22 protein-coding genes are annotated in these 24,784 nt (G+C 67.5%); 9 read left to right on the top strand and 13 right to left on the bottom strand.

The genetic code is table 11. The features are described 5' to 3' along the window. Window positions 1-21: 21 nt before the first annotated feature. Together AC1DP9_RS13145 and AC1DP9_RS13140 are read left to right on the top strand one after the other, a co-directional pair. On the top strand, window positions 22-906 hold the full coding sequence (locus tag AC1DP9_RS13145; protein ID WP_092295306.1) for a tryptophan 2,3-dioxygenase: 885 nt from the start codon (window positions 22-24) through the stop codon (window positions 904-906). Window positions 907-919: 13 nt separating this feature from the next. Beyond that, complete coding sequence (locus AC1DP9_RS13140; protein WP_477107594.1) at window positions 920-1,966, top strand: glutathione S-transferase family protein; 1,047 nt, start codon at window positions 920-922, stop codon at window positions 1,964-1,966. Window positions 1,967-2,071: 105 nt separating this feature from the next. On the opposite strand, the gene wrbA is transcribed toward AC1DP9_RS13140, so the two are convergent. Both wrbA and AC1DP9_RS13130 read right to left on the bottom strand, forming a co-directional pair. Beyond that, window positions 2,072-2,698, bottom strand: a complete 627-nt coding sequence (gene wrbA / locus AC1DP9_RS13135) for an NAD(P)H:quinone oxidoreductase (RefSeq protein WP_092295301.1) — start codon at window positions 2,696-2,698, stop codon at window positions 2,072-2,074. Between the two features lie 26 nt (window positions 2,699-2,724). Continuing rightward, window positions 2,725-3,675, bottom strand: a complete 951-nt coding sequence (locus AC1DP9_RS13130) for a ring-cleaving dioxygenase (protein ID WP_477107593.1) — start codon at window positions 3,673-3,675, stop codon at window positions 2,725-2,727. Between the two features lie 268 nt (window positions 3,676-3,943). Here AC1DP9_RS13130 and AC1DP9_RS13125 point away from each other — a divergent pair, with 268 nt between their 5' ends. Then, window positions 3,944-4,855, top strand: coding sequence for a LysR substrate-binding domain-containing protein (locus AC1DP9_RS13125; RefSeq protein ID WP_477107592.1), 912 nt, complete (start codon window positions 3,944-3,946; stop codon window positions 4,853-4,855). Window positions 4,856-4,981: 126 nt separating this feature from the next. Then, a complete protein-coding gene (locus AC1DP9_RS13120; RefSeq protein ID WP_477107591.1) occupies window positions 4,982-5,968 on the top strand; it encodes a LysR family transcriptional regulator in 987 nt (328 codons plus the stop codon). A 51-nt stretch (window positions 5,969-6,019) separates the two neighbouring features. Here the strand turns inward: AC1DP9_RS13120 and AC1DP9_RS13115 are convergent, their stop codons facing one another. The 4 genes from AC1DP9_RS13115 to AC1DP9_RS13100 form a co-directional block, all read right to left on the bottom strand. Further along, a complete protein-coding gene (locus tag AC1DP9_RS13115) occupies window positions 6,020-7,012 on the bottom strand; it encodes a Bug family tripartite tricarboxylate transporter substrate binding protein (RefSeq protein WP_177219932.1) in 993 nt (330 codons plus the stop codon). Window positions 7,013-7,117: 105 nt separating this feature from the next. Next, window positions 7,118-8,743, bottom strand: a complete 1,626-nt coding sequence (locus AC1DP9_RS13110) for a hydantoinase B/oxoprolinase family protein (RefSeq protein ID WP_477107590.1) — start codon at window positions 8,741-8,743, stop codon at window positions 7,118-7,120. After that, on the bottom strand, window positions 8,740-10,836 hold the full coding sequence (locus AC1DP9_RS13105; RefSeq protein WP_092295287.1) for a hydantoinase/oxoprolinase family protein: 2,097 nt from the start codon (window positions 10,834-10,836) through the stop codon (window positions 8,740-8,742). Before AC1DP9_RS13105 ends, AC1DP9_RS13110 begins: the two co-directional genes overlap by 4 nt. Before the next feature lie 121 nt (window positions 10,837-10,957). Beyond that, entirely contained in the window at window positions 10,958-11,905 is a 948-nt protein-coding gene (locus AC1DP9_RS13100; RefSeq protein WP_092295284.1) for a LysR family transcriptional regulator, read from the bottom strand. 159 nt (window positions 11,906-12,064) lie between these two features. Between AC1DP9_RS13100 and AC1DP9_RS13095 the strand changes: the two genes are divergently transcribed. The 5 genes from AC1DP9_RS13095 to AC1DP9_RS13075 are packed head-to-tail and all read left to right on the top strand — an operon-like array spanning window position 12,065 to window position 16,905. Further along, window positions 12,065-13,039: a Bug family tripartite tricarboxylate transporter substrate binding protein gene (locus AC1DP9_RS13095; RefSeq protein WP_092295281.1), complete on the top strand. Its 975-nt coding sequence runs from the start codon at window positions 12,065-12,067 to the stop codon at window positions 13,037-13,039. 17 nt (window positions 13,040-13,056) lie between these two features. Continuing rightward, window positions 13,057-14,370, top strand: a complete 1,314-nt coding sequence (locus AC1DP9_RS13090) for a 3-isopropylmalate dehydratase large subunit (RefSeq protein WP_477107589.1) — start codon at window positions 13,057-13,059, stop codon at window positions 14,368-14,370. Further along, window positions 14,367-14,969 (top strand): LeuD/DmdB family oxidoreductase small subunit, encoded by a 603-nt coding sequence (locus AC1DP9_RS13085; RefSeq protein WP_092295275.1) that lies wholly within the window; start codon window positions 14,367-14,369, stop codon window positions 14,967-14,969. Before AC1DP9_RS13090 ends, AC1DP9_RS13085 begins: the two co-directional genes overlap by 4 nt. A gap of 2 nt (window positions 14,970-14,971) precedes the next feature. After that, the gene (locus tag AC1DP9_RS13080; RefSeq protein WP_477107588.1) at window positions 14,972-16,174 is read left to right on the top strand and encodes a pyridoxal phosphate-dependent aminotransferase; all 1,203 of its coding nucleotides are present in this window, start codon (window positions 14,972-14,974) and stop codon (window positions 16,172-16,174) included. A 29-nt stretch (window positions 16,175-16,203) separates the two neighbouring features. After that, window positions 16,204-16,905: an RraA family protein gene (locus tag AC1DP9_RS13075; protein ID WP_441592481.1), complete on the top strand. Its 702-nt coding sequence runs from the start codon at window positions 16,204-16,206 to the stop codon at window positions 16,903-16,905. 24 nt (window positions 16,906-16,929) lie between these two features. On the opposite strand, the gene AC1DP9_RS13070 is transcribed toward AC1DP9_RS13075, so the two are convergent. The 7 genes from AC1DP9_RS13070 to AC1DP9_RS13040 all read right to left on the bottom strand — a co-directional run bounded on the left by AC1DP9_RS13070 (window position 16,930) and on the right by AC1DP9_RS13040 (window position 24,549). Further along, a complete protein-coding gene (locus AC1DP9_RS13070; RefSeq protein ID WP_477107587.1) occupies window positions 16,930-17,724 on the bottom strand; it encodes a heme ABC transporter ATP-binding protein in 795 nt (264 codons plus the stop codon). A gap of 1 nt (window position 17,725) precedes the next feature. Then, window positions 17,726-18,715 (bottom strand): FecCD family ABC transporter permease, encoded by a 990-nt coding sequence (locus AC1DP9_RS13065; RefSeq protein WP_477107586.1) that lies wholly within the window; start codon window positions 18,713-18,715, stop codon window positions 17,726-17,728. Further along, window positions 18,715-19,557 carry a heme/hemin ABC transporter substrate-binding protein gene (locus tag AC1DP9_RS13060; protein WP_477107585.1) on the bottom strand — a complete coding sequence of 281 codons (843 nt, stop codon included), beginning with the start codon at window positions 19,555-19,557 and terminating at the stop codon, window positions 18,715-18,717. Before AC1DP9_RS13060 ends, AC1DP9_RS13065 begins: the two co-directional genes overlap by 1 nt. Window positions 19,558-19,585: 28 nt before the next feature. Continuing rightward, window positions 19,586-20,632, bottom strand: coding sequence for a hemin-degrading factor (locus AC1DP9_RS13055; RefSeq protein ID WP_477107584.1), 1,047 nt, complete (start codon window positions 20,630-20,632; stop codon window positions 19,586-19,588). 21 nt (window positions 20,633-20,653) lie between these two features. After that, entirely contained in the window at window positions 20,654-21,973 is a 1,320-nt protein-coding gene (locus tag AC1DP9_RS13050; protein ID WP_477107583.1) for an HmuY family protein, read from the bottom strand. Window positions 21,974-22,004: 31 nt separating this feature from the next. Further along, window positions 22,005-23,981: a TonB-dependent receptor plug domain-containing protein gene (locus AC1DP9_RS13045; RefSeq protein ID WP_477107582.1), complete on the bottom strand. Its 1,977-nt coding sequence runs from the start codon at window positions 23,979-23,981 to the stop codon at window positions 22,005-22,007. 214 nt (window positions 23,982-24,195) lie between these two features. After that, a complete protein-coding gene (locus tag AC1DP9_RS13040) occupies window positions 24,196-24,549 on the bottom strand; it encodes a hypothetical protein (protein ID WP_477107581.1) in 354 nt (117 codons plus the stop codon). Window positions 24,550-24,784 lie beyond the last annotated feature (235 nt).

Raw genomic sequence — 24,784 nt, 5'->3', positions numbered from 1 at the left:
CCCCACAACCAGGAGACGACGATGGACGAAACCGTCAAGCCAGAGCGCGCCGCCCCGGCCAGCGCTTCCCCCGGGCAGACGCCCTACAGCGCGTGGATGCGCACCGACGTGCTGCACTCGCTGCAACACCCGGTCAGCGATCATCCGGGCGAGCATGCGTGGATCACGTCGGTGCAGGTGTCCGAGTTGTACTGGATGCTGATCATCAAGGAGCTGCGGATCGCGCAGGCGCAGTTGCGCGCCAATGACCTGACGCAGGCCATCAAGACCCTGCAACGCGTGGTCGCCCATCATGAGCCGCTTAACGCGACGTGGCGCTCGCTGGCGTGGATGACGCCCAACGACCTGCTGGCTATCCTGTCCCGCGCGGTAGCGACGTTCGGCAAGGACACCGCGCTCCAGGGCTGGACCTACCGGCAGATGGTCTACCTGCTCGGCATCAAGCAGGCGGAGCACCTGCAGCATTTCGAACCGCAACCCGCGCGCTGGGACCAGCTCAACACGACGCTGCACCAGCCGAGCGTCTACGACGACGTGCTCGGCTACCTGGACCGCCACGGCTTCGCGGTGCCGGCCACGGTACTCAAGCGCGACTTCAGCCAGGCCTATGCACCCAGCAAGGATGTCGAGAAAGCCTGGCGCGTTGTGTATGCCAACCCGAACCAGCATGTCGAACTCCAGCGTCTTGGCGAGACCTTGGCCGATGTCGCCGAGGGCTTCTCCGCCTGGAAGCACCTGCACCTGATGGCCACGCGCCGCACGTTCGGCGCCCGCCCGGCCTACTTCGGCACGGAGGGCGTTGCCTGGCTGCTGCCGTCCATGGCGGAGATCCCGTTCCCGGAACTCTGGTCGGCGCGCGGTTTCATCGGCGACCCGCCGGCGGCATGCCCGCACATGCACAAGTAAGGAGAACACAGCAATGGACCATACGAGATTGAAGAGTCTGGCGGCCGATGCCCGTGCCGCCATGGCCGACCCCGCGCGGATCACCATCGTCGGGGACGACGCCGCGCCGCGTTTCGAGCTCTTTCATGCGGCGAGTTCGCTCTGCTCGCAGAAGGTGCGTACGGTCTTGGCCGAGAAGCGCCTGTCGTACCGCTCGAACGACATGATGATCCTCGGTTCGATGGGGCCGGAGGGTGTCGTCGCCGCCGAGCACTACCATCCGCCCTATGTCCGCCTGCGCCTGATCGCCGGGCGAGAGGTGGACAGGGCATTCGTCAGCGGCTACAGCGGGCGCACCTCGGTCGAGACCGAAGGCTTCGATCCGTGCGTGGTGCCGCTGCTGGTGGACTACGAGGCCGGCCGGGTCATCGCCGATTCGAAGCGGATCTGCTGCTACCTGGACGCGGTGTCCCATGACCCGGTGCAACTGGTGCCAGAGGACGCGGTCGCGCGCGCGGCGGTGATGCGTCAGGTCGATATCGTCGACAGGATCCCGAACGGCACGCTGCTCTATGGCTTTCATCCCGATGCGGATGCGCGGCCCGATGTGCTCAAGGCTGGCATGGAACGGGTCTACGACTACAAGATCATGGCGCTCGAGGCGATGATCGCCGCCAATGCGGACGATGCGGTGCTGGTGGCCGCCTATCGCGCCAAGATCGCCAAGGAGCGCGGTGGCAAGTCCGTCCGCCACGACGCGGCGTTCCAGCGGGCCGCGCGCCAGCACGTGGCCAGCCTGTTGAAGGATCTCGAAAACACGCTGTCCTCGTCGTCGGAAACCTATCTCAAGGGCGGCCCGTTCACGCTGGGCGATGTGCTGTGGGGCGTGAACCTGGTGCGGATGGCCTACCTCGGGCTGGCGTCGCTGTGGGAGGAACTGCCGAACGTCACGCGTTACGTGGAGCTGCTCGCCAGGCGCCCGTCGCTCTGCAAGGAGGCGATCCAGGCCACGCTCGGCGCGATGCCGCCTTCGCGGTACATGGAAACGGTGGCGTGCTGCGGCGAGGCCGTGGCGGCTTAGGTTTGGGGTAGAAGCAGTAACAGGAACCAGACGGAGGGGGCATAAAGAAGGGCGGGGACCACAAGTCCCCGCCCTTTCTCTTACCTCAAGCGACCTGGAACGACCTCAGGCGGCCACGGGTTCCTGCTCGCAATGCAGCGAACGTGCCACGGCGGTCACGCGGCGGCCCTGGAAGCGGGCCACGGCCAGGTGGTCCTCGTCGGGCTTGTCGGCGTCGAGGTGTGAGACATGGGTCGCACCGTAGGGCGTGCCGGCCTTGAACATCACGGCGTCGGCGTAGCCCAGCGGCACGATGATCAGGCCCAGGTGGGCCATCGGCGTGTAGATCGACAGCAGCGTCGATTCATTGCCGCCGTGGCGCGACGAGGTCGAGCCGAACACCGAGCCGACCTTGCCGTTGAGCTTGCCCTGGAACCACAGGCCGCCGAGGCCGTCGATATAGGCCTTGAGTTCCGTCGAGATCGAGCCGAAGCGCGTCGGCGTGCCGAAGACGATGGCATCGGCCCACTCGGCGTCGGCCTCGGTCGGCGCTTCGTAGCGGTCGTTCATGGCGGTGGCGTTCTCGAGCCAGCCCGGCGCCTGGCGCATGACGTCGGGGCCGACCACCTCGCGCGCGCGGCGCAGGCGGACTTCCGCGCCGGCCTCGATGGCGCCGGCTGCCACGGCCTTGGCCAGCAGTTCGGTCGAGCTGTTGCGGGAATAGAAGGCGATCAGTACTTTGGGTTTCTGCATGTCAGGTCCAGACAGGGTGAAGTCGGTCAAACGGAAATGGGTTCGAGTCGCCCGAGCAACTCGTCCTTGCGGTCGGCCAGCCAGGGCGGCAACTGGAATTCCTCGCCGAAGTGGCCGGGTTCTTCGTCGATGGCGAAGCCGATATCGGTCGTGGCCGCTTCGAACATCACACCGCCCGGCATCTTGAAATACATGGAGCGGAAGTAGTTGCGGTTCACCGACTCCGAGGTGTCGATGTAGCCCAGCGCCATGAACTTTTCCTTGAGGGCCATCTGCTGGTCCATGGTGTCGACGGCGAACGCCACATGGTGGATCGTGCCTTCGCCATAGACCGAGGAGCCCTGGTGACGATCCGGCTCATGCAGGAATTCGACAACCATGCCGGGGCCGCCGGTGTGCGTCTCGAAACGGTAGTACGGGCCGGTCTGGCCGACCTGGCGGAAGCCGATCGCCTCGCTCATGAAGCGGATCGATTCGGCCACCTCGCGCAGCGACAGCGTGATGCTGTGCACGCCGCGGATCGCGAATGCTTCGGGAATGTCGCTGGCCACGCAGGCCGGGCGCTTGTCGAGATCCGTCTCGACCAGATCGAACTCGATGCCGCAGGGGTGATGAAAACGCTGGCGCCGCTCGTCGAAGCGCGCGGTGATGGCGCTGTCGTAGCCAATGCCCATCGCGTCGAAGCGGGCGCGCCAGAAGTCGAGCGAGCCGGTGGGCACCGAATAGTTGATGACCCGGACCTGGCCCGAGCCGGGGCGCGCCGCAACCCCTTTCTGCCGGAACGGGAACGAGGTCACCAGCGTGCCCGGGTCACCGTTGGCGTTGCCGTAGTAGAGGTGATAGATCGGGTCCTCGCCGTCGAGAAGAACGGTCTTCTTGACGAGGCTTTGCCCCAGCAGCTTGACGTAAAAATCCACATCCTCCTGCGCGTGTCTTACGCCGGCGGTCAGATGATGAAATCCCTTGATCATCGACATTGTCCTCTCCACTTGAGTATTGACGGTCACGAGACAGCGCGGAGCCGCTCATGTGCAACAGCTTAAGCGTTCAATATCGATTGGGCAGCGGTCAGATCGTGTACGCAAGGTTCGGCAAAACCGAACGATGGTCGTACGGCGGGGGCAGGAAGTACCAAGGTTTGCCCGGATGCCACTGGGCGCGCGCGGTGCAGTATGATCGGACCTCGATACCATACCGATATGACAGCCGTTGCCATCGCGACAGCGGACTGCGCGCCCCCATCCAATGCTCGATCTGAAGGACGTGTATTTCTTCGTGCAGGTCGTTGACCGCGGTGGCTTCACCTCGGCCGGCGAGGTGCTGCGCCTGCCGAAGTCGACGCTGAGCCATCGGGTCAAGGAGCTGGAAGCGTCGCTGGGCGTGCGGCTCATCAATCGCACCTCGCGGCAGTTCGCCATGACCGAGGTGGGCCAGGAGTTCTACCAGTACGCGATGAACCTGCTGCGCAGCGCGGAGGTGGCCGAGGAGGCGATGCGCCAGCGGCTGGCCGAACCCAGCGGCGTGATCCGCGTGACCACCGCCGCCGAGATCGCGCAGTTTGCGCTGCGGCACGTGCTGCCCACCTTCCTGTCAGAGAATCCCAAGGTCAAGATCGTCGAGACCGCGACGGACAGGCTGGTGGATATCGTGGGGGAGGGCTTCGACCTGGCGATCCGGGGCCATACGGGGCAATTGCAGGACTCCAACCTGATCCAGCATCCGCTGGCCAAGGCGCCCTGGTACCTGTTCGCGGGTCCGGACTACCTTGAGCGAATGTCCGTGCCGGCGGAGCCGGAAGACCTGATGACCCATTCGCTCATCGGCATGGTCAGCAAGGGACCGCTGCAATGGCATTTGCAGGGCCCCGACAAACGCACCGTTACGGTGCCGATCGATCCGAGGTTCCAGAGCAACAGCCTGATTTCACTGAAGGAAGCCGCCTGCGCAAACATCGGCATCGCGGCGTTGCCAGGGTACATCTGCCAGACGGAGCTGAAAGCCGGCGCGCTGCGGCAGATTTTGCCGCAATGGATCGCCGCCGACGCGCGCATCACCGCGCTCATTCCCTACCGTATCGGCCTGCTGCCGGCGGTGCGCACGATGGTGGACTACCTCGCGGAGGTGCTACCCAAGGTGACCGCCTTCGACCGCGGCTAGTGACGCGGGGCTGGCGTTGGGTGAGCAGCGCACGGCTTTTCGCTACGCGCGATGAGTCGTCGTTGATCATTCACGGCTTCGAATATATGCTGCAGGCATCCCTCCCCACGCCGCACAGCGCGCGCCATGAACCGCAATATCTCCCTGCGTCACTTACGCTCGTTTGTCGAGGTGGCCAACGCCGGATCGTTCACCACGGCGGCGGCGCGCCTGTTTGTTACGCAGTCGGCGCTGACGGCGACCATCCAGCAGTTCGAGGAATCGGTCGGGCTCAAACTGTTCGACCGCAACACGCGGCGCGTGGTCATGACGCAGGAGGCGGTCCGCTTCAAGGCCGAGGCCGACAGGATCCTGCGGGATTTCGACAGCGCCATCTCCGACCTGCAATCGTTCGCGGACAGCCAGAAAGGGCATATCCGCATCGCGGCGGCGGCGTCGGTGATCTACCAGTTCCTGGTCACGGCCGTGGGCAAGTTTCGCCAGCAGTATCCGGGCGTCACGTTCACGCTGCGCGATGCCGGCGCGGAGCAGGTCGAACAGATGGTGATGGATGGGGAACTCGACTTCGCCATTACCAGCCGCCACAAGGGCATCGACGAACTCTCCTACGTGCCGCTGCTGGAAGACCGCTACGGCGTGGTCTGCCGCGCGGACTATCCGCTAGCCAAGCGCGCCGGTCCGTTGCGCTGGGCGGACCTCGAGCCGGAAGATTTTGTCGCCTTCACGGCCGACACGGGCATTGGCACCTTCCTGCACGAGAACGCGGGCCACTGGCCGGTCTTCGGCGGGGAACATGACGAGATTTCGAGCACGACGTCGCTGTTCGCGGTGCTCAACGAAGGCGCGCGATTCTCGATCATCCCGGCCCTGGCGGCCAAGGCGGCGGGCTTCACCGACCTGGCCTACCGTGAGCTGGCCGCGCCGGTGCTGTCACGCGAGATCTGCCTGATCACGCGGCGGCTGCGCTCGTTGTCGCCGAGTTCGCAACGCATGCTCGACATCATCATGGACACCATCCGTGCGCAGGCGCTGCCCGATGGCGTGTCGATCATCGGCGAGGAAGCCGCCCCGCGTCGCGCCACGCGCCGCACCACGCGCCGGAAGGCGGGCTGAAGCGGCCGGCCCCGCGCCCGCGCCGCCCCAGCCCTTCCGGCGTTGCAATCGTCAGTCGAGGTTGATGTGCGCCTCGTCGATGACCTGCTTCCACTTCTTCGTCTCGCTGCGAATCGTGCTGGCCAGGCGCTCCGGCGGGCCGCCGGCAACGTCGAAGCCGAGACTGGTGAGCCGCTCGCGCACCGCCTTGTCCTGCAGCGCCTCGTCGAACGCCTTGTTCAACTTGGAAACGATGGGCTGCGGCGTGGCGCGCGGCGCCAGGAAGGCATACCAGCCGACCAGCTCATAGCCCGGCACGCCGGCTTCGGCCACCGTCGGCATCTGCGGGGCGTTGGGGGTGGGCTTGGCCGTGGTCACGGCCAGTGCGCGCAGCTTGCCTTCCTTCACGAACGGCATCGCCTCGGGCAGGATCGCGAACATCAGCGACGTCTGCCCGCCGATGAGATCCGTCAGCGCCGGCGCTCCACCCTTGTAGGGCACATGATTCATCTGCACGCCCGCCATCTTCTTGTATAGCTCGCCACCGAGGTGGGCCGGCGTGCCGTTGCCGGATGACGCGTAGCTCGTGCCGGGATGCGCCTTCAGGTAGGCGCTCAGCTCCTGCATGGTCTTCACCGGCACCGATGGATTGACGACGACCAGGCTGGCGAGCGTCGTAGCCAGGATGATCGGCGCGAAATCCTTCTGCGGATCGTAAGGGAGCGTCTTGTACAGGCCGGGGTTGGCCGCTAGCGCAGTGGAGGTGCCGAGGAACAGCGTGTAGCCATCCGCCGGCGACTTGGCGACATAGCTCGCGCCGATATTGCCGCTGGCGCCGGGGCGATTCTCCACCACCACTGGCTGGCCCATTTCCTCGCCGATCTTCTGGCCGAGCACGCGCGCGAGCACGTCGGTGGAGCCACCGGCTGGATACGGCACGATGATGCGTACTGGCTTGTTGGGATACGCGGCAACCTCTGCCGGCGTGGCATCGGCCGCGTGGGCAAGGGGCGCCAGCAACCACAGCGCGACGGGCAGGGACAGCGTCTTGAAGATGCAATGCATGACTACCTCTCCACCGGTGCGGCGTGGGTCCGCCCGGATGTTGTGTGGTAAAGGCACCCTCAGGTGCCGGCTCTTGTCTCCTCCGCATGCATGATGCGTGTCGATTCAGGTGGCGTAGCCCTGTTCCCGATCGTACGCGATGCGCTCGAAGTCCCGTTCGGTGGCCGGGCCGAAGCCGCCGCCGCCCGGGGTACGCAGGATCACTTCGTCGCCGGGCTGCAGCGTCTGCGGCTGACGTGCATCCACCGCTTGCCCGTTGATCAGCACTTCCCCGCAGGCGCCGGCCTCGCCGCCGGCAAAACCCGGCGCCGGCACGATCAGCCGTTCCGTCAGGAAGACAATCGACAGGGGCGTGGGATGACGGCTGACGAAGCACACCTCCTCGCCAAGCCCGCCCCGCTGCCGGCCGGCACCGCCGGTGCCCGGGCGCAGTGCCTTGTAGCGGAAGAACAGCGGCGCGTCACGTTCCGCCACTTCCACCGGCGTCGGCGAAATATTGCTCGGCCAGGACATGACGGATGCGCCGTCCTTCCCGGCCGTGGCGCCCAGACCGCCGTTATAGAAGAGCACCGTGGCGAAGGGGCGGCCATCCTCGCGGGTGCCGCTGAGGTTGGCGATCCACAGCGGCGAGCCGGCGCCGGCCATCACGCGCTCGGGCAGCACCTGCTGCATGGCGCCGAAGATGACGGTGGGCACGTAGTGGCCGGTGCAGGCGCGGCCCCCCACCGGCGCGGGCGAGCGCGGATTGAGCAGCGAGCCTTCCGGCGCCACGGCGCGGATCGGGCGGAACAGCCCGTCGTTGTTGGGCAGGTCGGGCAGCAGCAGGCACTTGATGGCGTAGGCGGTCATCGCGCTCGTATAGGCCAGCACGCAGTTGATGCCGCGTGGCTGCTGCGGCGACGTGCCCGCGAAATCGCACTCGATCTCGCCGTTGCCGATGCGCGCCGTGACGGCATAGGTGAAGCGCTCGCCGAAGCCATCGGTCTGCATCATGTAGCGATATTCGCCCTCCGGCAGCTGCGCAATCGCGTGGCGCATGGCGGCCTCGCTGCGGTCGAACAGGGCCTGCGCCAGGTCGTCGATGCCGGGCAGGGCGTACTCGGCCAGGATGTCATCGAGCCGCGCCGCGATCAGTTCCACCGCGCCCACTTGCGACCAGATATCGCCCACGGTTTGCTCGGGCGTGCGCACATTGGTGCGGATCAACTGCAGCAGCGTCTCGTCCACCTGCCCCTCGCGCATGAGCGGCATCATCGGGATATGGAAACCTTCCTCGAACAGCTCGCGCGCATCCACCGAACGGATCTTGCCGCCGATGTCGGGAACGTGGCCCGCCGTCGCGGCGAAGCCCACCAGGCGATTGCCGTGGAATATCGGCTTGACCAGGCACACGTCGTTAAGGTGCCCCGTGCCGATCCACGGGTTATTGGTGATGAAGATGTCCCCCGGCCGCATATTGTCCGCACCGATCTGCGCGATGGCGGCGCGCACGGTGCGTGGCAGGGTGCCGATGAAGGAGGGAATGCTGCCGCTGTTCTCCGCCAACGCGCGACCCGCCGAATCGGTGACGACCACCGCGAAGTCGTTGGCCTCGGTGGAGAGGGTGGAGAAGGACGTGCGCACGATAAGCTTGGCGGCCTCGTTCACTACGGCGCGCACGCGCGTCCAGAACACTTCCAGGAAGATGGGGTCGGCGGCGGAAGCCGCGCCGGGTATGGGTTGGCGGGTCATGCTGCGTGCTCCTCCAGTTCGATGACGAGATTGCCGCTTGCCCCTTGCGTGACGCGGCCCTTCGGTCCCACGACCAGCGTGGAACCGGCGTCCTCGATCAGCAGCGGCCCCTGCGCGCGGAATCCCGCTGGCAGCGCAGCGCGGTCGAAGACCGGGGTGTCCAGGTAGCCATCGGCCTCCCTGAAATAGACCTTGCGCCGGCTGCCGGGCGCGACGGCCACGCCTTCAGGCAGCGTTTCGGCCACGAAGGCCTGTCGCGGCGGGGCCTCGCCCGTCACGCGCAACGTCACCAGTTCGACGGGCACATCGGGCGGGGTACGGCCAAATTTCTCGCGATAGCCGGATTCGAACGCGGCGATCAAGGCGGCGCGCACGATCTCCGCCGGCTGTTTGCCGGTGTAGGGGCCATCGGGCAGGCGCACCGACAGGTTGAAGCCCTGTCCGGCGAAGCGCCCGTCGGCATGGCGCGTCAGCCGTATCGGGCCGAAGCTCTCGTCCAGCGGCGCCAGCGCTTCGCGCGATTGCGATTCCAGTTCGGCAAAGGCGGTTTCCAGCCGCTCCAGCGAATCCGTGGCGGGCCGCACGCTCACCGTGCGCGAGCGGTCGGCGCGTGCCGGTGACACCAGCAGGCCGTATGCAGACGCCACGCCTGCGGCGGGCGGACACAGGATCGTCCGCACACCAATCTTCTGGGCAACGTAGTACGCATGCAATGGCCCCCCGCCACCGGTGCACAGCAGCACGAAGCCGCGCGGATCGCGCCCACGCTCGGCCACGTGCACGCGTGCGGCGCCCGCCATGTTCTCGGCGACGATGTCATGGATGCCCCAGGCCACGCCGGTCACGTCACGCGCCAGCCGCTCGCCCGCGCGGCCAAGCGCCTCGGCGGCGCGCGCCACGCTGATGGCCATCGTGCCGCCGGCGAAGTAATCGGGATTGAGGTAGCCGAGCACGAGATTCGCATCCGTCACGGTCGGATCAGTGCCGCCCAGCCCATAGCAGGCTGGCCCCGGCTCGGAGCCGGCGCTCTGCGGCCCCACCTTGAGGAGGCCCAGGGCGTCCTGATGGGCGATGCTGCCGCCGCCGGCGCCGATCTCGATCAGGTCGATGGTGGTAATGCGGATCGGTAGGCCGCTGCCTTCGGCAAAACGCTTGCGCCGTGCCGCCTCGAAGCCGAACGTGATGGCCGGCTTGCCATCCTCCACCAAACACAGCTTGGCCGTGGTGCCGCCCATGTCGAAGGCCAGCAGGTCTGGCTGCGCATCGCGCAGGCTGTAGTGGGCCGCCGAGATCGCGCCGGCCGCGGGGCCGGACTCGAGCAGCTCGATCGGATTGCGCTTGGCCTCGCCGATATGCGCCAGACCGCCGTTGGACAGCATCATCAGCACGCCGGCGTGCAGGCCGAGCGCTTGCAGGCGACCTTCGAGTGCGTCCAGGTAGCGCGTCGCCAGCGGCTTGATATAGGCATTGGCGACGGTGGTGGAATTGCGCTCGAATTCGCGGATGACGGGCGCGACATCCGATGACAGCGTGACGTGCAGGGTGGGGAAGTCGCGTTCGATCCAGTCGCGCACCAGCCGCTCGTGCGCCGGCGCGCCGTAGGCGTGCAGCAGGCACACGGCGAGCGAATCGACGCCTTGCTCCACCAACTGCCCCACCACCGCGCGCACTTCCTGGGCGTCCGGCGCCTCGATCTCATGGCCTTGCGCATCCATGCGCCCGCCAATCTCGGCGCGCAGCCGGCGCGGCACCAGCGCCGGCGCTGGCTCGATCGTCAGGTCATACAGGTCGTACTTGCGCTCGTGGCCAATCTCCAGCACGTCCCGGAAGCCCCGGGTCGTCAGCAGGCCGGTGGTGCTGCCGCGGCGTTCAATCAGCGCGTTGGTGAACAGCGTGGTGGCATGGACCACGCGCGTGACCCGCTGCGGGTCGATGTGGTGGGTGTGCATCAGCCGGCTGACGCCATCGGCCACGCCCTGCGCCGGGTCGCCGTGGGTGGTGAGGACCTTCAGGCTGACGAGCCTGCCCGCCCCGTAGTCCAGTGCGACGACATCCGTAAAGGTGCCGCCAATATCAATCCCAATTGCCCACATCGTCACAAGGCACTCCCGTCGTCATGAAGTCGTCAGACGATGATAGGAATACCGATTGATGATGACCAATGAAAAATAAAGATCGATTGATCAGTGCTGGCGATATATCGCCGTCGGGCCGCTATGCCGGCTGCCGTCTGGCCAGCAGCGTCACGCCCGGCGGCATGGGCATCTCGGTCAGCGTATCGGTCAGCAGGGCCAGCAGCCGTTGCGCGCTGGGCGCCAGCGAGCGCAGCGGCCGGGTCATCACGCAAAGCTCGCGCGACAGGCGCGGGCCGTGCAGCTCCCGGAACACGAGTTCCGGAAACTCGTTGCGCTGATACGCCAGCGCCGGCAGCACCGAGTAGTAGTTGCCGCGCGCCAGCATGGCGAAGAGGTAGGTGGTGCTTTCCACCTCATCGTGTTCGCCTTGCAGCATGGACCAGTGGGCCGCGTGCGTGCGCAGGAAGTGGCCGATGCCGGTGTCCGCGCTGAAGCCGACATAGCCGCCCGTGGGCAGGTCGGTCCAATCGATCGGCCGATCGAGGGTCGCGAGCGGCGAGTCCCGGTGGCAGACCGCGCCATAGCAGTCGCTCACCAGCGGCGTGTAGTCGAGTTCTTCCGCGCCCCGAAATTTGCTGTCGATGGCGAAGTCGACCTCCCCCTCAAGCACCAGCCGCTCGGTCTGCTGCGCGGCGGGGTTGCGCAGCGAGACCGTGATGCCCGGATACGCGTCGCGAAAACGCGGCAGCGCCGGCACTAGGAACTGGCTGATGACCGACGACGCCGCGCCGATGCGGATATGCCCGCGCTCGCCCTGGGCCAGCGCCACGAGGTCCGAGACGGCGCCGTCGATACCGTTGACCAGCCGTTCCGCCTCGGGCCGGAAGCGCTCCGCATGCCCGGTCAGCGTCACCCGGCGGGTGGTGCGGTCGAACAGCCGGAGCCCCAACACCTCCTCAAGCTGCTGGATGGTGGCGGTCAGCGCGGACTGGGTGATATGGAGCCGCAACGCCGCGGCGGTGAACGAACCGGTCTCGGCCACGGCCAGGAAACAGCGGAACTGCTTGAGGGTGACGTTGTGACGCATCAGGCGGGTGCGAAGGGGTGATTTATCAGAATTTGGTAATAGTGGGCGCAAAAAAGTCGATTGTCCACGGTAATGGCCGTCTCTAGACTGTGTTCGCAACCACGGGGCTGCATACGTGGCCAAGCGAAAAAAATCACACCCTCTGCCCAGGATCCCCCCATGAAGAACCTGTTTGGTCGCGCCGCAGTCCTGCTTGCCTGTTTGCCCACCTTCGCCTTTGCCGGCCCGGAAGATACCTATCCCGACAAGGCGGTCCGCATCGTCGTGCCGTTCGCCGCTGGTGGCTCCACCGACGTGGTGGCGCGCATTCTCGCCGAGAAGCTGCAGGAGCAGTTCAAGCAGCCGTTCGTGGTGGACAACCGCGCCGGCGCCAGCGGCAATATCGGCGCCGAACTGGTGGCCAAGTCTCCCGCTGACGGCTACACGCTGCTGATGGGGGCCACCGGCATCCTGTCGATCAACGACCACCTGTACGGCAAGCTCAACTACAACGCGGCCAAGGACTTCGTGCCTGTGAGCTATGCCACGCAGAATGCCAACATCCTCGTGGTGTCGCCGGGCATGCCGGCTACCAACGTGGCGGACCTCGTGCAACTGGCCAAGACGCGCCCCGGCGCGCTGAGCTTCGCGTCGTCCGGCCCCGGCAGTTCCACGCACCTGTCGGGCGAACTGTTCAAGTCGATGACCGGCGTGAACATGCTGCACGTGCCCTACAAGGGTAGTTCGCAGGCGCTGACCGACCTGCTGGGCGGCAATGTCACGATGCTGTTCGACAACGCGCCGTCGTCGATCGGCTTTGTGCAGCAAGGCAAGCTCAAGGCGCTGGCCGTGACCAGCCGCAAGCGCCTTCCCGGCCTGCCCAATGTGCCGACGCTCGACGAAGCCGGCGTCAAGGGCTACGAATCGCTGTCGTGGAGTGGGGTCGTGGCGCCAGCCGCCACGCCGCGCGCCATCGTGTTGAAGCTCAACCGTGCGATCGATGCGATCCTGAAGTCCGATGACGTCAAGGCGAAGCTCCTGAATCTGGGCGTGGAACCGGTCGGCGGCTCGCCCGAGGACTTCGCGCGCCTTATCCAGGCCGAGCACGACAAGTGGGGCAAGGTCATCAAGACCGCCCAGATCAAGCTCAACTGAGTCACGCCCTGATCGTTATGACGTCTCTCCAGCCGGCCGCCACGCGTGGCCAGACCCTTGCCGAGAAGTTGTTGTCGCGCGCCGCAGGCGAAGCGGTCTATGCCGACGACCTGGCGATCTGCGTGCCGCATGGCGCGATGGGCACCGACGGGTCGATCCCGATGGCGCTCGACTACTTCCGCGACATGCAGCCCGAGGGCGACTTGCCGCCGCCGGCCTTCCCGGAGCGGCTGGTGTTCGCGCTGGACCACTATGGCGCCCCGTCGGGCGAGCAGGCGCTGCGGCTGCAGGACCGGGCGCGCAGTTATGCCCAGACCCACGGCCTGTGCGTGTTCGAGGTAGGCGAGGGCATCGGCCATCAATTGATGCTGGAACGTGGCCGCGTGCTGCCGGGCCAGCTCGTGGTCGGTGCCGATTCGCATGCGGTCAGCTATGGCGCGCTCAACGCGTTTGGCTCCGGTATCGGCTCGTCCGATCTCGCCGGCATCTTCCAGTGCGGACAGCTCTGGCTGAAGGTCCCCGGCACGCTGCGCATCTGGCTGACGGGCACGCTGCCGGCCTACGCCTCGGCGAAAGATGTCGCCCTGACCATGGCCCGGCGGCTCGGCGTGGGCGGGGCCAACTATCTGGCACTGGAGTTCGCCGGCCCCGGCGTGGCGACGCTCGATATGGACGACCGGATCGTGCTCGCCAACATGTCGGTGGAAATGGGCGCCAAGGCCGGGCTGTTTCCGTTCGATGCATGCACGGCGGACTGGCTGTCGGCCAACGCGTCCGTCGACCCGGGCCGCTACACGCCGGTCTCGGCCGACGCCGATGCCAGCTATGTCGATACGATGACCTTCGACCTGTCGGCCGTCGCGCCGCAGGTGGCGTTGCCGCACCGCGTGGACAACGTGGTCGATCTGGCCGACGCGGGCGATACCAAGATCGACATCGTCTACCTCGGCACCTGTACCGGTGGCCGCGTGAAGGACTACCGCGAGGCGCTGTCCGTGCTGCACGCACGCGGCGGCGTCGCGCCGGGCGTGCGGCTGATCGTCACGCCGGCCTCCGAGCCGGTGCGGGCCGAGATGGAGCGCAACGGCATGCTCGCCGAATTCGTCGCCCTGGGCGCCGAGTTGCAGCCGCCCGGATGCGGCAGCTGCTGCGGCACCTGCGGCAGCATTCCAGCGGACGGCCAACGCGTGATCTCGACCGCCAACCGCAATTTCAAGGGGCGCATGGGCAATCGCCATGCGCAGATCTTCCTCGCCTCGCCGCTTGCCTGCGCCACCGCCGCAGCGAGTGGCCATCTGGCGGACCCCCGAGACCTCGTCGTCACGTCATGAATTCGCCGTTGCCCGCCGTCGCCAGTCCCCGTTCCCTTGTCATCGAAGGCCGCGCCCGTCGTCTGGGGGACGATATCAACACCGACTACATCATTGCCTCCAGCCGCAAGAAGCACAGTGTCGATCCGCACGTGTTGCGGCAGTTCCTGCTGGAAGACCTCGACCCCGACTTCGCGGGAAGCGTCCGCGATGGCGACATCCTCGTGGCAGGGCACAACTTCGGCTGTGGCTCCGCCATGGAGGTGGCCGTCACGGTGGTGCTGGCCGCCGGCATCCGCGTGGTCGTGGCGAAGAGTTTTGCCCGCACGTACTGGCGCAATGCCGTGAATAACGGCCTGCTGCTGATTACCGCCGATACCGCCGATACCGAGGCCGTGCCGGAAGGCGCGCCGCTCTCGCTGCGGCTTGCTGGCGCACAGGCCACGTTGCACGTCGGCGCCGAGGGCGCGCACGTGATTGCGTGCGAGCCTGTGCCCGATGTCGTCCTGACCATCCGCGAAGCTGGCGGCCTGGTGCCGTACCTGCGGCAGCACCGCCAGTTCCTCAAGCCATCCCGGCCGGGTTCCGTACCCGGTCCCATCACCCCCCAACCGCTCTGATCATGCCCCTCATTGCTGAACGCCTGAACCGTATCAAGCCGTCGCCCAGTTCCATGGCGGGCCAGCGCGCCCGGGAGTTGCGCGCCGCTGGCCGCGACATCATCGGACTGACTTCCGGCGAGCCTGACTTCGACACCCCGCAGAACATCTGCGAGGCCGCCACGCGCGCCATGTCGGCGTCGCAGACCAAGTACACCGACGTCGGCGGCACGCCGGAGCTGCGCGCGGCCGTTGCCGACAAGTTCCGCCGCGACAATAGGCTCGACTACGCGCCCAACGAGCTGATCGTCGGCACGGGTGGCAAGCAGATCATCTTCAACGCCTTCATGTGCACCCTGCAGGCCGGTGACGAAGTCATCGTGCCGGCGCCGTACTGGGTCTCGTATCCGGACATCGTGCTGCTGGCCGAAGGCAAGCCGGTCTTCGTCAACTGCCTGCCCGAGAACGCGTTCAAGCTCACGCCCGCCCAGCTCGAAGCGGCCATCACGCCGCGCACGCGCTGGCTGGTGCTGAATGCGCCGAACAACCCGAGCGGCGCCACTTATTCGTATGCGGAGCTGAAGGGCCTGGCCGAGGTGCTGCTGCGGCATCCGCATGTCTGGGTGATGACGGATGACATCTACGAGCACATCCTCTACGACGGCCGCGAGTTCGCGACCATCGCCCAGGTGGAGCCGGCGCTCAAGGAACGCACGCTGACCATCAACGGCGTCTCGAAGGCCTACGCCATGACCGGCTGGCGCATTGGCTACGGCGGTGCCCCGGCGGAACTGGTCAAGGCGATGGTCAAGCTGCAGTCGCAAAGCACGTCGAATCCGTCATCGATCAGCCAGGCCGCCGCGCTGGAGGCGCTGAATGGGCCGCAGGACTTCATCGCCGAACGCACCCGCGTGTTCCAGTCGCGCCGGGATGCGGTGGTGAGCGCGCTGAACACCATGCCCGGCATCACCTGCCATGCGCCCGAAGGCGCGTTCTACGTGTTTCCCTCGTGCGCGGCCTTGCTGGGCAAGACCACGCCCGATGGCAAGCGGATCGAGACGGACGAGGATTTCGTGATGTACCTGCTCGATGCGCAGAACCTGGCGGTGCTGCAGGGCGGCGCCTATGGCGTGTCGCCGTTCTTCCGCATCTCGTTCGCCACGTCGATGCAACGGCTCGAGGCCGGCCTGGCGCGTCTGCGCACGGCCTGCGAACAACTGCGCTGAATCACCGCTGACAAGGGAGCGTCCTGAATATGACCGATACCAACCAACCGGTGCAGTGGCCGGCCGGCTATCGCATCAACCCGCGCGCCGAGGGGCCCGCGAAAGCCATCGTCGACGCGTTCCGCGAGATGCCTGTGGCCGCCATCGGTGATGCCATGAGCCGCAACGTCGGCACATATGGCTTGCGGCAGTATCACGCGCGGCTGGAAACGGTGCTCTGCGGGCCGGCCGTGACCGTGCGCGTGCGGCCCGGTGACAACCTCATGATCCACAAGGCGCTGATGATGGTGCAGCCCGGCGACGTGCTCGTGATCGACGGCGGCGCCGACGTCACGCAGGCCCTCGTTGGCGGCCTGATGCGCACCACCTGCGTGGCCAAGCGCCTCGGCGGGCTGGTGATCGACGGGGCGATCCGCGACCTGCTGGAGTGGGCCGAGGACGGCATGCCGATTTTTGCGCGGGGCCATACCCATCGCGGCCCGAGCAAGGATGGTCCCGGCGAGATCAACGTGCCGGTGTCGTGCGCAGGCATGGCCGTCATGCCGGGCGACCTGATCGTCGGGGATGCCGATGGCGTCATCGCGGTACCGGCGGCCGATGCCGCTGATGTCTTGCGCCGCACGCGGCTGCACCTGGAGCGTGAGGCGAAGATCCGCGAAACGAACCGGCTCGGCACGGCGGACCCGGAACGGTTCGACGCCGTGCTGCGCGAGAAGGGCCTGCCGATCTGAGCGGCCCCCGGCTGGGCGTAGCGCTCAGCCGAACACCACCATCGGCGTACCCGGATGCACCGGGGAGTCGATGACGGTGGCGTCCATGCCGTAGACCGTAGCCAGATGGGCCGGGGACAGCACGTTCGCTGGCGTGCCGAGCGCGACGGTGCGCCCGTCGGCCAGCAACAGCAGGCGGTCGCACCAGCGGGCGGCGAGGTTGACGTCGTGGAGCACGACCAGCACCGCGAGGCCATCGGTGCGGCTCAGCGTCCGCACGGCCTGGAGCAGCAGCAACTGGTGGCGCGGGTCCAGGCTGGAAGTGGGTTCGTCGAGAAGGAGCACGCGGTACTCGTCTGCCGCCCGGCAGGCCAGCACCTGCACCAGCGTGCGGGCGAACTGTACGCGCTGCTGCTCGCCGCCGGACAGGCTCTGGTAGGCGCGCGGCGCCAGGGCGCTCACGTCGGCAATCTCCAAGGCGCGGTCGATCAGCGTCGCGAGCGCACGCGGCGTCAGTTCGGGAAACGGGTAGGCACCCATCGCCACCACCTCGTGCGCGGGCAGGTCGAAGCCGAGCCCCGGCGATTGCGGCAGCACGGCGCGGCAGCGCGCCAGCGACGCCACCGACCACGCCGCCATCTCGCGCCCGTTGAGCAACAAGCCCGGCTCCGGGCTCAGTTCCGGCTTCAGTTCGCCGGCCAGCGTGCCGAGCAGCGTGCTCTTGCCGGCGCCGTTGGCGCCCAGCACGCCAAGCACTTCGCCGGCGGGCAGGTCGATATCGATGGCGTCCAGCACGCGGCGGCGGCCACGGCTGCATTGCAGGTTGCGTGCAGTCAGCATGTCAGGCGCTCCGGCGCGTCAGCATCCACAACAGGAAAGGGCCGCCCACGAGGCTCGTGACAATGCCGATCGGCAGCTCGGCGGGAATCACCACCGTGCGCGCCAGCCAGTCGGCCAGCGTCAGGGCAATCGCGCCACCAGCCAGCGTATTCGGCAGCAGCCAGCGGTGATCGGCCCCCAGCGGCAGGCGGATCAGATGCGGTACCACCAGCCCGACAAAGGTGATGGTGCCGGTCACGGCGACGAGCGGTCCCACCAGCAGGGCCGTCAGCACGATCAGGCGCCGGCGCAGGCGCGCGAGGTCGAAGCCGAGGTGCTGCGCTTCCCGCTCGCCCAGCAGCAGCGCGTTCATGGCGCGCCAGTCGCGCAGCATCAGCGCGCAGATCACCACCACGAGCGGTACCAGCCAGGCCAGCATGCTCCAGGTGGCCCCGGCCAGACTGCCCATGTTCCAGAAAGTGAGGTTGCGCAGCTGCACATCGCTGGCCTGATAGGTAAAGAAGCCGACGATGCTGGCGCAGATGGCGTTGATGGCCACGCCGGCCAGCAACAGGTTGGCCACGCCGGGCCGCTGCGAGCCAAGGCGATAGGCCAGTGCGGTGGCGATCAGGCTGCCGCCGAACGCTGCCGGCGCGATGCCGAACAGCCCCTCGGCGCCCAGCACGATGGCCGCCACCGCACCGGCGGCACCGCCCAGCGAGATGCCGATCAGGCCCGGCTCCGCCAGCGGGTTGCGGAACAGCGCCTGCATCACCGCGCCGGAGAGCGCTAGCGCGGCGCCCACGGTCACCGCCAGCACAATGCGCGGCAGGCGCACTTCGATCAGGACATTGCGCCAGATCACATCGTCACCGTCGGTGGCGCCGGACCACAGCAGCGGCAGCAGCTTGTTGTGCGGGATCGACAGCGCGCCGCTGGCGGACGCCCATAGCGCGGAGACCACCAGCACGGCGCACAGGGCCGTGAATACGGCAAGCGGTGGCCGCGGCATCAGCGTGCGGCGGCCACCGGGCGGGCCGCAAAGCCGGCCTGCAGCTGGCGCAGCGCGTCCGGCAGGCGCGGGCCGAAGCCGAGCAGCAGCAGGTCATCCATGACAACCACGCGTTTCTGTCGCGCGGCCGGCGTGGCGTTCAGGCCGGGCTGCGCCAGGAACTTGTCCACGCTGCCGCTGGCACTGACGGACATCGTCGTGGTGACGATGACATCGGGTTTGAGCGCGGCGGCGGCCTCGGCCGAGAACGGCTTGTAGCCGGTCTGGCCGGCCAGCACGTTGGTCGCGCCGGCCAGCGCCAGCATCGCGTCGGCGGCGGTGTCCTCGCCGGCGGCCTGCATCTTGCCGGTATGGCTGCTCACCAGCAGCACGCGCGGACGCAGCGCCGGCGGCTTGATCTCGCGCAGTTCGGCATGGAGGCGTTCCACCATGGCGGTGCCCTGGGCCTGCATGTCCAGCGCGGCGGCCACGCCGAGGATGCGCTGGTCCAGCGCCGCCAGCGTGGGCGCGGAGGGCAGCACCACCACCTTGCTGCCCAGGCGCTGCAGTTGCTCGAAGGCCTGCGGCGGGCCGCTCTGGTCGGACGCCAGCACGAGGTTCGGCTTCAGGCTGGCAACGCCCTCCACAGAGAACGTGCGGTAGTAGCCCACCTTGGGCAGCTTGAGCGCCTCGGGCGGGTAGATGCTCGACGAATCGGCGCCGACCAGCGTGCCGCCGGCGTCGAGCGCATAGACAATCTCGGTGATGGCGCCGCCCAGCCCGACCACGCGGGCCGGCGGCGCCGCGTGGGTCATGCCGGCTGCGCACAGCAGCGAAAGCAGCGCCAGGCGCAGCAAAGTCATGATGAAAACTCCTTCCTGAAAAGACGGCTTACGCCGCCAGCGCCGTCGGGCACAGGGACTCCAGCAGGGCGCGCCACGCCGGCAACTCCGGCTTGCCGGGCTTGCGCTCGCCGAAGAACTGGACGATCAGCTCGCCCTCCGCGCTGTACAGCTCGAGCGACGTGACCCAGCCATCGACCGTGGGCTTGTTGACCACCCAGCTCGACGTCACCGCCGTGGTGTTCAGGTGCAGGTTGAAGGCCGGATCCAGCACGTTGAACCACGGGCCGGTCCGGACCAGCTTCTGCACCGGGCCGGTGTGGATCTGCACGATGCCGCGATTGGCGACAAAGCACATGATCGACAGCCCCGTCTCCGCCGCCTGCTGCAGCATCGTTTCCACCGCGCCGTCGGCCACCTGCTGCGCGAGGTCCTGGCCGGCCGTGCGCAGCGCGCCGATGCGCGACACCTTGTGCTGGCGCAGCATGCTGAAGAAGTCGTGCGTGTCCTTCAGGCCGCGCCAGTCGGCACGCAGCGCTTCGGGGTCGGCGGGCTGGGCGGCCTCGGTGGACGCCGCGAACGGCGCCACCACCACCGGCGTCACCGGCGACCCCGCCGGCAGGGCGTGCCGGTCGATGTACGCCTGCCAGGCTGCCGCGTCGGTGTGGTCGGTGCGGTAGATCTTGTGCACCGCCTCGCCGGCTTTGTCGAAGAACTGGATGCTGTCCCGGCCGTTCTCGGTCACCGCGTAGAAGTACTGCCACGCGCTGAAGAACATGCGCAGGTCGATGTCCGGCCCGAGCACGATGCCGACCGGGCCATCATCGGCCTGGATGTTGTCGTAGTGGCCGTGCCGCTCGTGCACGGCGGCGTCGTTGCGGGACAGCGCCATGACCGACCCGAGCGAGCCGAGGTCGCGGAACAGCGCCTGCGCGGTGCCGCCCAGCTGGCGCGAGGACACGCCGCAGCCGGCGGCTACCAGTTCGGCTTCGGTGGCGCCGAGGCGGCTGGCGCGCTCGCGGATGCGCAGGTCGGGTGTGGCGGCCACCAGCGCGGCGTGGCGCTGGCGCAGGGCTTCAAAACTATCTTGTGCCATAGGGTTCTTGGGTGTCGGGTATCAGGGCTGCACGTCGAAGTTGATGGTCCACGTCTGTGCGCTGCTGTTGACGTTCGGATCCGCGTACTGGATCTTGGTCAGGTGGAAGCGGGCGTAGGTGGAACCTTCGCCACCGCGCAGCATCACGGCGCCTTGCGGATTGGCGGCGATCAGGTGGGCCACGGCGGGCAGGCCGTTCGCGGCCGATGCGGCGGCGGTCGGGAAGTAGGAGAGCCAGCCGTAGTTCAGCGCGTTCGGGTAGGCGCCGGTGTACTTCGGGTTCAGCGCGGACGCGTTGGCGTCCTTGATCCACTGGTTGGCGGCCGTGGGCAGCGTCAGGTCCGGCGCGGTGAGGTCGGCCAGCGTGGCAGTGAGGTTCGAGGCATCGGTGAACTTCGACGCCACCGGCGCACCAGTGCCGTCATAGAAGCCCGCCGGCGTCTTGCCCAGGAAGCCCGCCACGGTGCCGCTGCCGGACTGGCCGCCGTTCAGCTTCACGTTGTAGCGGTTGAACGCGATATGCCACGTGCCGCTGGCCGTGCTGACGGCACCCGCCACCAGGTCGTAGTAGACCCAGTCCGCCGAGGCATTGACCTGGGCCGTGCGCACCACGCCCGGCGCGGTGCGGTCGATCCAGCGGAACGACGGATAACCCGACGTGGTGCCGCCCGAGCCGCCGTAGTAGCCGGTGACCTGCAGCGCGAAGACCGGCGCCCCCACGGTGCCCGTGGTGTCCGCGCTGGCGCTGTTGCTGGTGACGATGAAGGTGCGATAGGTGGGGTAGAGCAGGTGGTCGGTGGCGCTGGCCACGCCGTACTCGAAGGCTGCCGAGCTGATCGAGTTGCTGTTCGCGAACACGCCGGCAGCGGCGTCCTTCAGGAACACGGCGGCAGGCAGCGTGCCATTGACCGGATCGATGGTGGCGTTCTTCCAGGTGGACAGGTCAGCCCAGGTGTTCGCGAGGGGGCTGCCGAACACGCCGCCGCCGCCGGTACCGCTCGTGCCGCTATTGCTCCAGAGCGTGCCGGTGAGCCCGCTGCTGGTGACCTTCAGGTCCCAGCCGGTGCCCGTGCAGCCGGCGACTTCGGCCTTGGTGTTGAAGTCGTAGCACAGCGACGTGCCGGCGGCCGGCAGCGTGAACGTCCATTCGGCCGTCTGCGTGAAGCTCGACGTGGGCGTGACGGTCGGCGGCGCGACCACGCCGCCACCGCCGCTGGTGGGCGGCGTGGTGGCGGTACCGCCGTCGTCGCCGCCGCCGCCGCAGGCGGCAAGGGTCGCGGCGAGCGCGATGATACTGAGCGCGCCCAGCGCGCGGCGAGTGGTGGGTTGGGTATTGTTCATGGTAGTTCGCTCCCCTGGTTGCTTGTTGGAATCAGCGGACGACGTCGACATTGAATCGCGCGCCCAGATAGACAAAGCGCCCCGCCACGGGCCCGAAATCACTGGCATTCGAAAAATCGCGCTGGCGGCCGAACAGGTTGTTCACGCCCGCGAAGACGGCGGCATTGCGGCCGATGCGCTGGTTGACGACCAGATCGAGCGTGCCCCAGTCCGGCGAGCGCGCGCCGGTGGTGGAATCCGCCACTTCGCTGCTCTGGAAGCGCGCCCGTGCGGTGATCTCGGTGGATGGCAGCACGCGCCAGTCCGCGCCGAGCCGGCCCATATGGCGCGGACGGCGGGTCAGCTGCGCGCCGGTGTCGAGGTCGTCTGCGTCGGTGTAGGTGTAGGCGGCGGTCAGGCCCAGCGCCCCGGTGGCGCGCCAGCGCAGCGAGGTTTCCGCGCCCTGGGTGCGTGCCCGTGCCACGTTGCGGTAGGTGTAGGTGGCAATGCCGTTGACCAGCGTGAAGTTGGCCATGTCGGTCTGGATCAGGTCCGAGACGCGGTTGTAGAACAGGTTGGCATCCACCGTCACGCGGTCGCGCCAGCTCACCTGGCCGCCGAGCTGGAAGCTGTGCGACGACTCGGGCTTCAGGTCCGGGTTGCCCAGCACCATGTAGCCCAGCGAGCTGTGGTCGAACAGGTAGTGCCGTTCCTTGAGGTTCGGCACGCGATAGCCCTGGCCATAGTTGGCGCGCAGCACGCCCTTCCAGTCCTCGGTGGCGAGCAGGTTGCCGCGCACGCCGATCTTGGGCGCGAAGTGGCTGCCGAAGTCCGAATCCTGCTGGCCGCGCAGGCCGACGATCATCTCCCAGGTCTCGCTGAACAGGATGTCGTTCTGGAAGTAGAGCTCGCCGGCGCGGCGCTCGGCATTCCCGGCCAGCTCGGAGGCGCCGTTGACGGTCTGGTCCAGCCGCTCGCGGTGGAAATCGGCGCCGAACTGCCAGAGTTGCGAGTACCAAGCCGGCAGGTCGAACTGGGTCGACACATGGTCGGTGCGCTGCGAACTGTTGCGCGTGGCGGTCTGGAAGCTGTTGGAGAACTCGCGCGTGGTGGTGTCGTAGGTCTCGGCCACGCCCGCCAGCCGGGCCCGCACGCCGTTGTCGAAGCGCCATTGCCCGCCGTAGGTATAGCGGTTGCGGTCGATATCCTCGGTCTTGCGCTGCGGCACGTAGTTGGGCGGGGCGTAGTACTGGTAGCGCTGCTCGTCGGTCTCCCGATAGGCGCTGGCGTCGAACCAGAAGCTGCCTGCCTGCGTGGGCAGCCACTCCAGCCGGCCCGCGTACTGCTGGCGGCGCACCGCGTCGCCGTGGCGGGTCCAGCCATCGGGGTCCACCGCGAAGCCCTTGTTGTCCAGGCCATCGGCGGAAAGCCGGCCGCGGAACTGCTCGGTGCCGCCTTCCACGCGCACGTTGCCGTGCAGCAGGCCGGGCGAGCCATCGGCGTTCTGGCCGCCGTAGCTGCCGCCATCGGCCGAAACCGCGCCTGAAAAGCCCTTCCGGATGGGGCGCGTGATGACGTTGATCACGCCGCCCATGGCCGAACTGCCGTATTGCGCCGAACTGGCCCCCTTCACCACCTCCACCCGGTCCACGTCGGTCAGCAGGTACTGGGAGACATCCACCGTGGAGCCGGTGCTGGCCGTAATCGGCAGGCCGTCGATCAGCACCAGCACCTGGTCGCTGGTCATGCCCTGCAGCGTCACCTCGTAGCCCGACTTGCCGTGGATTTCCCGCAGTTGCAGGCCGGGCACGTTCTCCAGTGCGTCTTTCAGCGTGCGGGCGTGGGTGCGCTCGATTTCCTGGCGATCCACCACCTCGGTACGGATGGGCGTCTCATCGATCGACTTCTCCGAGCGGGTGCCGGTGACCACCACGGCCGGCAATTCCTGGCCGTCGGCCGCCAGGGCATGGGCTGCCGGCCACGTCGAAAGCAGGGAGCCGGTAACGAGCGCGATACGTGTGAGACGCATGAAATGTGGGGGCTAATACGAAACGAAGTACGAATGATAATGATTCGCATTGATTTGTACAAGATGACACATCTCGAAACATTTAGATGCATAGGGGAGAGTCAGGCGGGGTGCGGCGGAGCCGGGTCGTCCGGGTGGAGTGGGCTGGAGAGGGCGGCGCGTGCAGGCAGCGGGGCTGGTGCAGGGGTGCGCCGCCCGAGAAAAACGGCAGCCGTCAGGGCTGCCCGCGCGGCACCACCGGCGCAGCCGGCGGCGTGGTGGCCGGCCGCTGGGGATAGACCGACGTACCGAAGGTGTTCCCCATGCGATGGCTGGTGGCGGCGTTGTTATAGAGCCCCAACTGGTTCGACGGCCGTTGCACGATCGACTCGGACGACATCGTCGACTCTCCCTTGCCGGCCGGGCCGCCGCCCGTGGGTTTCAGCTTTTCGGTCAGGCAGTCGTACGAAGGCGCGCGTTCGCCGTTCACCTCCACTTCCACGCACGGCGCCGCCCAGGCCGACGCCATGGGCGCCGCGCTACCCGCCGCGATGGCGGCTATCGCCACCAGCCAGTTCTGCATGCCCATGTCGATGCCTCCGTTCGTGTCGTTCGTGTCGTTCCTGTCGTTCGTGTGGGCGCTCTGCCTCGCCCGAGTATAGCCAGCCGTGCCGCGCGGCCGCGCACCATTTTTTTCTCGATGAAGCTTTTGTGACAAACGACAGTCGGCGCCCGTGCCGGCCGTCTAGGCAACCGAGCGCAACGCTGACATGAAGGCTTTCCATCATGTCTCCCGCTGCCGAATGCTTCCGCATCACGGGCCT

Source organism: Cupriavidus sp. 01L43 (assembly GCF_056399925.1).
Note: the sequence above shows the minus strand (reverse complement) of the source record. Positions and strands in the feature narration are given on the sequence as shown.

Coding starts and splice junctions, on each gene's coding strand:
- AC1DP9_RS13085 (WP_092295275.1), top strand. CDS start 14,367: ATGAATTCGCCGTTGCCCGCCGTCGCCAGTCCCCGTTCCCTTGTCATC.
- wrbA (WP_092295301.1), bottom strand. CDS start 2,698: ATGCAGAAACCCAAAGTACTGATCGCCTTCTATTCCCGCAACAGCTCG.
- AC1DP9_RS13140 (WP_477107594.1), top strand. CDS start 920: ATGGACCATACGAGATTGAAGAGTCTGGCGGCCGATGCCCGTGCCGCC.
- AC1DP9_RS13145 (WP_092295306.1), top strand. CDS start 22: ATGGACGAAACCGTCAAGCCAGAGCGCGCCGCCCCGGCCAGCGCTTCC.
- AC1DP9_RS13130 (WP_477107593.1), bottom strand. CDS start 3,675: ATGTCGATGATCAAGGGATTTCATCATCTGACCGCCGGCGTAAGACAC.
- AC1DP9_RS13125 (WP_477107592.1), top strand. CDS start 3,944: ATGCTCGATCTGAAGGACGTGTATTTCTTCGTGCAGGTCGTTGACCGC.
- AC1DP9_RS13040 (WP_477107581.1), bottom strand. CDS start 24,549: ATGGGCATGCAGAACTGGCTGGTGGCGATAGCCGCCATCGCGGCGGGT.
- AC1DP9_RS13110 (WP_477107590.1), bottom strand. CDS start 8,743: ATGACCCGCCAACCCATACCCGGCGCGGCTTCCGCCGCCGACCCCATC.
- AC1DP9_RS13080 (WP_477107588.1), top strand. CDS start 14,972: ATGCCCCTCATTGCTGAACGCCTGAACCGTATCAAGCCGTCGCCCAGT.
- AC1DP9_RS13095 (WP_092295281.1), top strand. CDS start 12,065: ATGAAGAACCTGTTTGGTCGCGCCGCAGTCCTGCTTGCCTGTTTGCCC.
- AC1DP9_RS13100 (WP_092295284.1), bottom strand. CDS start 11,905: ATGCGTCACAACGTCACCCTCAAGCAGTTCCGCTGTTTCCTGGCCGTG.
- AC1DP9_RS13050 (WP_477107583.1), bottom strand. CDS start 21,973: ATGAACAATACCCAACCCACCACTCGCCGCGCGCTGGGCGCGCTCAGT.
- AC1DP9_RS13105 (WP_092295287.1), bottom strand. CDS start 10,836: ATGTGGGCAATTGGGATTGATATTGGCGGCACCTTTACGGATGTCGTC.
- AC1DP9_RS13120 (WP_477107591.1), top strand. CDS start 4,982: ATGAACCGCAATATCTCCCTGCGTCACTTACGCTCGTTTGTCGAGGTG.
- AC1DP9_RS13060 (WP_477107585.1), bottom strand. CDS start 19,557: ATGACTTTGCTGCGCCTGGCGCTGCTTTCGCTGCTGTGCGCAGCCGGC.
- AC1DP9_RS13115 (WP_177219932.1), bottom strand. CDS start 7,012: ATGCATTGCATCTTCAAGACGCTGTCCCTGCCCGTCGCGCTGTGGTTG.
- AC1DP9_RS13045 (WP_477107582.1), bottom strand. CDS start 23,981: ATGCGTCTCACACGTATCGCGCTCGTTACCGGCTCCCTGCTTTCGACG.
- AC1DP9_RS13055 (WP_477107584.1), bottom strand. CDS start 20,632: ATGGCACAAGATAGTTTTGAAGCCCTGCGCCAGCGCCACGCCGCGCTG.
- AC1DP9_RS13070 (WP_477107587.1), bottom strand. CDS start 17,724: ATGCTGACTGCACGCAACCTGCAATGCAGCCGTGGCCGCCGCCGCGTG.
- AC1DP9_RS13090 (WP_477107589.1), top strand. CDS start 13,057: ATGACGTCTCTCCAGCCGGCCGCCACGCGTGGCCAGACCCTTGCCGAG.
- AC1DP9_RS13075 (WP_441592481.1), top strand. CDS start 16,204: ATGACCGATACCAACCAACCGGTGCAGTGGCCGGCCGGCTATCGCATC.
- AC1DP9_RS13065 (WP_477107586.1), bottom strand. CDS start 18,715: ATGCCGCGGCCACCGCTTGCCGTATTCACGGCCCTGTGCGCCGTGCTG.